Origin of the sequence: Kamptonema formosum PCC 6407, assembly GCF_000332155.1 — a bacterium.
Classification (GTDB): Bacteria; Cyanobacteriota; Cyanobacteriia; order Cyanobacteriales; family Microcoleaceae; genus Kamptonema; species Kamptonema formosum.
The window spans coordinates 8,893-16,888 of record NZ_KB235907.1; the positions used below are offsets into that span (position 1 = coordinate 8,893).

11 protein-coding genes and 1 pseudogene are annotated in these 7,996 nt (G+C 45.2%); 11 read left to right on the top strand and 1 reads right to left on the bottom strand.

The window, feature by feature from the left end:
* From OSCIL6407_RS36020 to OSCIL6407_RS0128945, 9 genes and pseudogenes are all read left to right on the top strand, one after another.
* A partial coding sequence (locus OSCIL6407_RS36020; protein ID WP_162140461.1) for a DUF11 domain-containing protein occupies positions 1-208 on the top strand: 208 nt, incomplete at its 5' end.
* Positions 209-216: 8 nt separating this feature from the next.
* Complete coding sequence (locus OSCIL6407_RS37445) at positions 217-684, top strand: hypothetical protein (protein ID WP_019488017.1); 468 nt, start codon at positions 217-219, stop codon at positions 682-684.
* Positions 685-809: 125 nt separating this feature from the next.
* Positions 810-1,451 (top strand): annotated as a pseudogene (locus tag OSCIL6407_RS31520) (Uma2 family endonuclease).
* A 962-nt stretch (positions 1,452-2,413) separates the two neighbouring features.
* Positions 2,414-2,839 (top strand): hypothetical protein, encoded by a 426-nt coding sequence (locus OSCIL6407_RS37450; RefSeq protein WP_234709972.1) that lies wholly within the window; start codon positions 2,414-2,416, stop codon positions 2,837-2,839.
* The gene (locus OSCIL6407_RS0128920; RefSeq protein ID WP_019488019.1) at positions 2,840-3,787 is read left to right on the top strand and encodes a DUF3854 domain-containing protein; all 948 of its coding nucleotides are present in this window, start codon (positions 2,840-2,842) and stop codon (positions 3,785-3,787) included.
* A 471-nt stretch (positions 3,788-4,258) separates the two neighbouring features.
* Positions 4,259-4,480 (top strand): hypothetical protein, encoded by a 222-nt coding sequence (locus OSCIL6407_RS0128925; RefSeq protein WP_019488020.1) that lies wholly within the window; start codon positions 4,259-4,261, stop codon positions 4,478-4,480.
* A gap of 219 nt (positions 4,481-4,699) precedes the next feature.
* Entirely contained in the window at positions 4,700-4,930 is a 231-nt protein-coding gene (locus tag OSCIL6407_RS31530) for a hypothetical protein (protein ID WP_040650489.1), read from the top strand.
* Positions 4,893-5,150, top strand: a complete 258-nt coding sequence (locus OSCIL6407_RS0128935) for a hypothetical protein (RefSeq protein WP_019488022.1) — start codon at positions 4,893-4,895, stop codon at positions 5,148-5,150. The genes OSCIL6407_RS31530 and OSCIL6407_RS0128935 overlap by 38 nt, the downstream gene beginning before the upstream one ends.
* A 285-nt stretch (positions 5,151-5,435) precedes the next feature.
* Complete coding sequence (locus OSCIL6407_RS0128945; protein WP_019488023.1) at positions 5,436-6,068, top strand: hypothetical protein; 633 nt, start codon at positions 5,436-5,438, stop codon at positions 6,066-6,068.
* Between the two features lie 247 nt (positions 6,069-6,315).
* Here the strand turns inward: OSCIL6407_RS0128945 and OSCIL6407_RS35745 are convergent, their stop codons facing one another.
* The gene (locus OSCIL6407_RS35745; RefSeq protein ID WP_155523445.1) at positions 6,316-6,459 is read right to left on the bottom strand and encodes a hypothetical protein; all 144 of its coding nucleotides are present in this window, start codon (positions 6,457-6,459) and stop codon (positions 6,316-6,318) included.
* A 606-nt stretch (positions 6,460-7,065) separates the two neighbouring features.
* On the opposite strand from OSCIL6407_RS35745, the gene OSCIL6407_RS31535 reads away from it, so the two are divergent.
* Positions 7,066-7,662, top strand: coding sequence for a tyrosine-type recombinase/integrase (locus OSCIL6407_RS31535; protein ID WP_019488025.1), 597 nt, complete (start codon positions 7,066-7,068; stop codon positions 7,660-7,662).
* A gap of 52 nt (positions 7,663-7,714) precedes the next feature.
* Positions 7,715-7,885 carry a hypothetical protein gene (locus OSCIL6407_RS35750; protein ID WP_155523446.1) on the top strand — a complete coding sequence of 57 codons (171 nt, stop codon included), beginning with the start codon at positions 7,715-7,717 and terminating at the stop codon, positions 7,883-7,885.
* Positions 7,886-7,996: the final 111 nt, after the last annotated feature.

A 7,996-nucleotide genomic window follows, 5' to 3' on the forward strand; every position in this document is an offset into this window, starting at 1 on the left:
AGGAGTAGTACCCTCAGATGGTGGTAGTTATAATTCAGCAACAGGTATCATTACTTGGCCGAGTATTAGCTTAGCAAATGCTGCAAATACGACGCGAACAGTAACTTTACCATTGCCAGCATCAGGCACTCTTAGTAATACCGCCAAGAGCACTTCTACCACTGCTGACCCAACTCCTACTAATAATGATGGTACAAAAAAGCGTTAAGTCTTGTTATGGCTCTGTTGACTGAAACCTTGGAGCGGCGTTTTGATAGTGCTTTTGGCATTACCCGCACTGAGGAAGAACGCAACGAACTACTGAGCCAGCGCGTTCAACAACTCCAGCGCGACCTTGAAATCTTAGGCAACGCTTACGCTGCCGAAGACGAAATTCGATCGGAGCGCGATTACTACGAGCGCCTGCTCAGAGAAAACGGAATCGACCCCTGGCGGGTTCCGGGAGGGGTGATGAGTCGGGTTAACAGTCAGAATTTAATTTCTTGCCTCAGCTTGTTGCCAATGCCGAGAGGGTTCTGCCGTGCTAAACACGATTTTTGCCGTACAAAATCGTATTTAAACACGGTAAAGAATACTTGCAAAAATGTTTTATTTTCGTTGTTGCTTGGCTACGCAAAAACTGGTTTAACAGGTTGCGTTCAGAGGCTCCAAATAAACTACAAGCTTTACAGGCAGAGGGTTTAACAGGTTGCGTTCAGCCTCGCTGAGTTGTTCGCAGAGGGTCGGGCGTATAACCTTTACCCAGCAAGGCTTTTATCACTCTTGAATCCCTCAAGCGTCGGACGTAGATTTCTAGCAAGGTAAACACCATGACTCAAGCCCACACAAAAGCCAAAACAGTCACGTTTGATGAGTTCGTTGCTTGGTATCCAGAGAACTCTGTCCACAAGTACGAACTACACAACGGAGTAATTGTTGAAATGCCTTTAGGGACTGGCGACCATTCGGCTGTAGCTGGGTTTATTGCTGGCGTTGTGTTTTTAGTAGATTCGGCAGCAACAATTGCCCTACCTCGTGCCGAAAGAGTACATAGTTAAGTCTGCCGCTGACAAATCAGGCTACACGCCAGATGTAATAGTTTTAGATCAAACCGCGATCGCAAACGAACCTCGCTGGAAGAAAGAATCCATCATCACGATTGGGGCTTCGGTGCGACTGGCTGTAGAGGTCGTTAGCACCAATTGGCGTGATGACTATTTCACAAAAGCTAGGGATTATGAAGAAATGGGGATTCCTGAATACTGGATTGTGGACTACCTCGTTTGGGGGGCAGGCAGTTTATCGGCAATCCCAAACAACCCACGTTCAGCGTTTATGAATTGGTTGATGGGGAGTATCAGGTCAAACAGTTTAGGGGAAACTCGCGCATTGAGTCGGCTGCATTTCCTGAATTGCAACTGACGGCAGAGCAGATTTTTCGCGCTGGCTTGCCCCCAAACGAATTGACCTAGAAGAGCATCACGCTATTACAACTTGAGGGCGATCGCTCATTCATATAGTCCTAATACTAATTAATTCGTGATTTTGCCATTGTTTTTTGCCAAATATTTGGAAAAGATCAGGCAAAAACTTCTTTAAAACTTAGCTTGATTCTTTTGGGCGATCGCTCAAAACGCTGATTGTTGTAGTCAAAATGCTACCACATCGTCAGGGTAAATACTTCTCGTGCGAGACATCAGACTTATTACCGAGGGCTGGCAACGCAAAAATTATGCTTTATGGCGATCGCCGTCAACTTTAGATGTATGAGTGCTGGTTTGATATAGCAGTGAGGGGTATAGCCGAGATACTCTACCCCCTAACGGCATCAAAGGTTTATGAAACCAGTATTCAGTATCGGGTTTATTCTCGTGCTATGCGCTCAACCCATTAAGAGCATCAAAGGTTTATGAAACCAGTATTCAGTATCGGGTTTATCTCGTGCTATGCGCTCAACCCATTAAGAGCATCAAAGGTTTATGAAACCAGTATTCAGTATCGGGTTCTCGTTCTATGCGCTCAACCCCTTAAGAGCATCAAAGGTTTATGAAACCAGTATTCAGTATCGGGTTTATTCTCGTGCTATGCGCTCGTGAGGCAAGCCTTAAAGGTTTATGATTGTGACTTGACCAACTCAAACTTAATCCCAAAAAAAGATCGCTAGTGGCGATCGCAAAACGGAAAAATAGATTACTATTAAAACAATACTTCGGACACTTTTTAATATGCAAAGTATCAGTTTTTGGATCGGAAAGCAATTAAGTGAGGCGATTGATAAAAACCGCCTCACCAATAAACACTCACCAAAGGATAAATAATCGCTACTAAGCGAGCGCTTTTTGTGAGAGAATACTCGAAAAATATTTAATTGAGGGAAAATCTATGAAAACGAAGCGACAATCGAGAAAACTACCCAGAAATTAAATTTGCCGAATTGAGTGCATCAATTCAGCAATTACACCCGGCTTTGCAGAACGGGTCAAAAAGAAAATATTTGTTATGTAAATGTAACAAAAACGGTGTCAATAGTCAACTCAATCAGACTTTTTGTGATTGCAGTCCCTATTTTGACAACTTTAAACAACAGACCCCTGCAAAAGCGGTGTTAACCCTTACAAAGGAACACCGATGGAATTTTCAAAAAAATGAGTTAGGTAGTATATGTGGTAAGGCACAACCTATTGTGTCATCACCACACTATCCTCACACCGACTCAAGTAATTGCAATCTAAAAAACGAAAACAGATTTGCAGAACCTACTGAGCAAATCTTTGAAGTAGCACCGCATCAATTGTTTGATTTCCTTCAAAAATATGGCGATGGCGGTACACTCCGATTGAAATTTGGGGGGGCAAAATAAATGCACCCCACTCTGACACTCCCCAACTCGCCCGTCTATCAGAGCAGCGATCGCACTGACTACCGCCAAGATTGGTTAGACTCTGGCGTTGACGATGCAATCATTAACCTCAACGTACAGGAGATCGCTGGCGCAGACTTATTTGAATTTCTCTATCCCCACCCGCAGCGCCTCAACGCGGGCCGCCTCAACGCCAAGTACCTGAGACTTTGGGAACGCTGCGTAGACTTTGACAACACTCCACTGTCACACGGCTGGATCTGCAACGGTCGCGTCAAGATTTTACAAGGGCCCTTACTCAAACCTGAGAATGGCAAAAACGGAAAATGGAAAGTCGTAAAGTACCGCAACCCTGAAGGGGGTAAAGCCCCGATCGCATTCCTCAAAGTACCGCTTCACATCTGGGAGAAAGTTGCGGCGCAGTATGGTATCGCCATGCCTAGTTACATAGAGGTTACACAAGAAGGTTCGGCTCTGGGTTTTTGGGAATGGGTGCTTAAAAATCGAGTTCCTGTAAAACCGACAGAAGGTGAGAAAAAAGCAGGATGCCTACTGACTTTGGGTTACGCGGCGATCGCCCTCCCTGGTATCTCAATGGGATGGCGGGTTACAGACAGAGATTTTAAAGGCAAAGCGATCGCACGGGAATTGCACCCAGATTTATTACCCTTCGATGATGGTCGTGATGTTACGATTTGTTTCGACTACCGCCCCGGTGATTATTTCAAGTCCCCCGAATGGGTCAACGCGGCTATCCTTGGCAAACTCTTCAAACAGTCCACAGTCAAAATTGCCAGACTCCCAGGCCCGCAGAAAGGAATTGATGATTTTGCAGTTGCTGGTGGCGACGTTGCCCAAGTCCTAGCCGCCGCTGAATCCCTCAAACAATTGCAGGATGAGCGCCTGTGGCGTTTTTGCTACAAGGGCTTCTCTCCTGAGAAAAAGTAAACCAGCGCTACCTCGACATAGAAGCCCCTGAACCCGGCAAAATTATAGCTCCCAAATCGGGCCTAGCCACCGGAAAAACTCAATTGTTGGCTGATAAGGTTGCAACGCAACCAGGGAAGCAAATCAACATCGGCTACCGTAACAGCTTACTGCTACAGCAGGCTCAAAAGATTGGTAGCTATCACCTAGATGAGCATGATGGCCGCCGTTTTTTGAAGATCCTAACGCTCGGATCAGCCTGTGTTGGGATTCCCTGCTGAAGCTTCCCCCTGAAATTTTCGAGGGGGCACATATTATTTTGGATGAAGCTTCAAGCAGTATCAAGCATCTGCTCACCAGTAGCACTTGCAAAGAGAAAAGGCTTGAAATTCTCGATTATCTAGAAAAGATTGGCCCTACCGTTGGGGGGTAATCGCGCTTGATGGTAATCTCAAAGATTCAGATATTCAATATTTGGAAGAAATCTTCAAGATGCCATCGGTGAAAATTGAAAATGAATTTAAGGGCGATACGCCGCCCGTAACCTTCCTTGAGCTTCCCAAAGGCAGATATCGGATTGCCAAGGCAGAATTTGAATGGCTAGCAAGGGCAATCATGGATGCTGATTGCCCCGCAATTGCCACAGATTCCCTCAATGATGCCGAAGCCCTTTACAAAAAGTTGACGGCTCAAGGCAAAAAGGCATTTTATTAAGCAGCAAAACAGCTACTAAGAAATGGGCTAAGGAATTTCTAGCTAATCCTGATGAGTACATCAGAAAGCACAAGCCAGAATTTATCATCTTTACCCAACTGCTGAAAGCGGTCTCGATATTTCAATCAAAGAAAGATTGATAATTTGGAGATTGGGAATTATTTCTCTGATGTTTTCTGCATTTTTCGCGGGGTCATTGGCGTTGATGAATGCCTCCAAATGTCTCGCCGGGTAAGGCATCCAGAAAGGATTGTGATCTGCTGTGCTGAGCGTAAATTTGCCAGCAATAATGATTCTAATCCCTTTTCAGGTCAGCTAATCAAAGACATTGAAGAGCGGGTAACGGCTGAAATGAAAGCACTTTCTCCTGAAGAAAATACAGCCGCAATCAAAGAAGCAATCAAGGCTCAAATTGATTCCCCCACACCTAGAAGCTTGGGCGAAAATTAAGGGCAAAGATGCAGTTGAAGCGCGTAACTTACGGCGGTTTCTACTTAAATCTTTTGAGGATGGTGGCTATGAAGTTAATCGAATTAGTTTCTCGGATTTGCTTAATCCTGATGCCATTTACGATGAGGGAATGAGCTTTGCTGATGCTAAAAAGCTTTCTAAAGAAGAAGAAGCAAAGCAGATTTTCAATTCTGAATTTATCACCCTAGAAAATACTTAGAAATTGAGGGAAGCAATGCTGAATGGGAGGATTGCTGCAAAGCCATCAAATATCGCCTTTTAGCGCGGCTACCAGGCATTGAAAATACTGAGCTTTGGACTTGGGAGTTTGTTTACCGTATCCGCTTCACTGACAGAGATTTGCTCAATCAGCTCTATGCCAACTGGAAACTTGAAAACCCTATTGATGCTGAACTGCTACAACGGCAAAAATGGAACCGTGAGTTTAGAACTTTCTTGCCTGACCTGAACAACCAATGGCTCAAACTAAAACTTACTCTCAAAATTGGGGATTAATCAATTCCTTGACCCTTCAAAGGTCTGGACGGATAAATCCCCTGAAGTCAAGGAACTGGTGAGGATTTGTAAAACCAAGTCAGCAGCCGCCCTACTTGGACATCCCGGCAAAAGCTCACCCATGCAATATCTCAACCGCTTACTTAAATTTATCGGGGTTAAGCTGAAGGCCTCTCAGGTTAGGGAGGGGGATAAGCGAGTTTGGCAATATCGTTTTGTAGAGGCTGGTGAGAACTCTAGCAGACCCGAAAACTGGGATGAGCTTTACCCTCTAGTCTGTCAAAAATTGGCTGAAAAAATCGCCTCTGCGAAAATGGCTGAATCACCCTCTCCTCTTGATGTGGAGGTTGTCACAGCTCCCCCCATAAATATACAAAATACAGCCGAAGCTGTGACAGAGAATCAGACTCACCCTGTAGAAAAAGTTTGGGGCGTGGCTTGTGAAGTTGCGGAGGTGGCCCGTGAAGTTGCGGAGGTGGCGTTATGGGTCGCTGAGGGGATGGTGGAGTCAGCAAAAACCTGTCTACATCACATTCTCAACCGATACGGATACTTACCCGTAGCAGAGGCGCTAGAAAGTCTGAGTGCTGAGCAGCGGTTAGCAGTTGAAAGTCTAGGTTAGACTTATCACCTCAGTTGTTAGCGATCGCTTTCCTAGCAGAGCCACAATCAACCCTCTGTGAGGCCGCCGTATGGGAGCTGGCAGAGGATAGCTCGGCGATCAAGCGCACCCAAGGCCGAAGCTCAAAACTTTTTTGGCTGAAAACTCACAGCCGTGCTGCTGCATTTGGGTTTGAACAAATCCTAAAGGATTCTGAATCAATCAGGCAGATAGCGGGTGTGGTTGTTGTCTGTCAATGAAACAAAAATCAAAAAACTAAAAACTGATTGATATATAGCAGCCATCCTCTACGCGATCGCCTCGATCGCTGCACAGCAATCAGCAAGCGGTTGATTCCTTTTGCGGTATAAATATATCGCTGAACATTGCCTTTGCTACCTTCTGTTTCCAACGGAGGGAGTCAGATTGATGCGCCTTGAAGGTAACTTTTGTGATCACAAAACATTGCTTGCTACCATCTTTCTCTGCTTTTCCCCCAGCTTCCTACCTTGCATAAATTTGCATAAATTTGCATTATTTTGCATAAATTTGAGTTTTAAGTTGCAAATACTGCCTCGACTTCAGCTAATAATTCAAGCTGAGCTTGCACAAGTTTACTCAAAAAAACTCACAAAAACTCAAATTTATGCAAAATAATGCAAAAAAAATCATGAAAACTCAGACCCAAAAAGTTAATTTTGAGGTTTTTTCCTGTCCCGGTACACTTAATACCAATTTAACAATTTAACAGCAAACTCTGCACTCCCAATTCAAGGAATTGTAGCAGAGGCTCAAAAGTCGTAGCATTTATAGCAAGCTGTAGTTTCACAATTGAGCAAGTCGAACTAATTTAAAAGCTGTTAAGGTTGCCTAAAAATAGCCGCCTCGTTATTAGCTACTCAGCTATTGCATATTAATGTATCGGAAGCCCGATCCTATGGCACTGGGGTATGGGAGGATTCAGAAAAAGCGTTAGGACACTTCTGTGAAGGTTGAGCGGCACGGACAGGCGAAAATAATGACTCAACAGGAGATTCGGCGGGTGTTCGCCGAAGGCCTCCTCACGGGCAGAGATAGAGCCTTGTTTGGAGTTTGCCTCTACACCGCTGCCAGAATCAGAGAAGCCTGTACCCTGCTCGTTGCCGATGCCTACACCACCAGTCGCACTGTCCGAACTGTCAGATCAGAACTCATCATCCGCAAAGCCAACACCAAAGGAAAATTGGGAACGCGCACTATCCCTATTATTGAAGAACTGAGATCGCTCCTCAACCGCTACCAACCCACACCGGGGCAACCTTATCTCTTCCCAGGCAAACCTTACAATACGCGCTTGGGTCACATCCACCCTGACTCTGCTGGCTTGATACTAAGAGAAGCTTTCAAACGAGTCGGCATTGAGGGAGCATCATCCCACAGCTTCCGCCGCACCTCATTAACTCAGATGAGTAACGCTGGGATTCCCTTGAGGGTGATTCAGGAAATCAGCGGCCATCGCAACTTAGAACAGTTGCAGCGGTACTTAGAAGTTAAACCCGAACAGGTAAGAGGCGCGATCGCTTCCCTTTCGATGCTTAGTCACAGTCACATCGGAGAACTACTTTTGGGGAAGTAAAACTTCTAACGATACACAAACACCGCCAGGTGTAATGAAAGGAGGTACTGGGATGATACATCAGCTTGAAGACTTAGCTACTAACCGTGAGCTTCACCAGAGTCTACTGAAGTGGCTACGTCCACGTTGTCAGCAATCTGAATTCCTGGAACTATACCAAGCAGCGACTAAACAATATATTAAACTCTACGAGGACGTGCCTTGGTGTTGTGTGGTTTGTTAATGCGTGACACTAACCCTGACGAGCGTGATCTCAAAAACCGTGCTCAGGCTTTAGCAAACAAGGTAGCTGAACCAATGCGAGTAGAATTAACAGCTTGGTATTGTCCTCGTC

Bases quoted from the DNA above. Each gene is read 5' to 3' on its own strand.
- OSCIL6407_RS31530 (WP_040650489.1), top strand. From the start codon at position 4,700: ATGTCTCGCCGGGTAAGGCATCCAGAAAGGATTGTGATCTGCTGTGCT.
- OSCIL6407_RS37445 (WP_019488017.1), top strand. From the start codon at position 217: ATGGCTCTGTTGACTGAAACCTTGGAGCGGCGTTTTGATAGTGCTTTT.
- OSCIL6407_RS31535 (WP_019488025.1), top strand. From the start codon at position 7,066: ATGACTCAACAGGAGATTCGGCGGGTGTTCGCCGAAGGCCTCCTCACG.
- OSCIL6407_RS0128925 (WP_019488020.1), top strand. From the start codon at position 4,259: ATGCCATCGGTGAAAATTGAAAATGAATTTAAGGGCGATACGCCGCCC.
- OSCIL6407_RS0128920 (WP_019488019.1), top strand. From the start codon at position 2,840: ATGCACCCCACTCTGACACTCCCCAACTCGCCCGTCTATCAGAGCAGC.
- OSCIL6407_RS35750 (WP_155523446.1), top strand. From the start codon at position 7,715: ATGATACATCAGCTTGAAGACTTAGCTACTAACCGTGAGCTTCACCAG.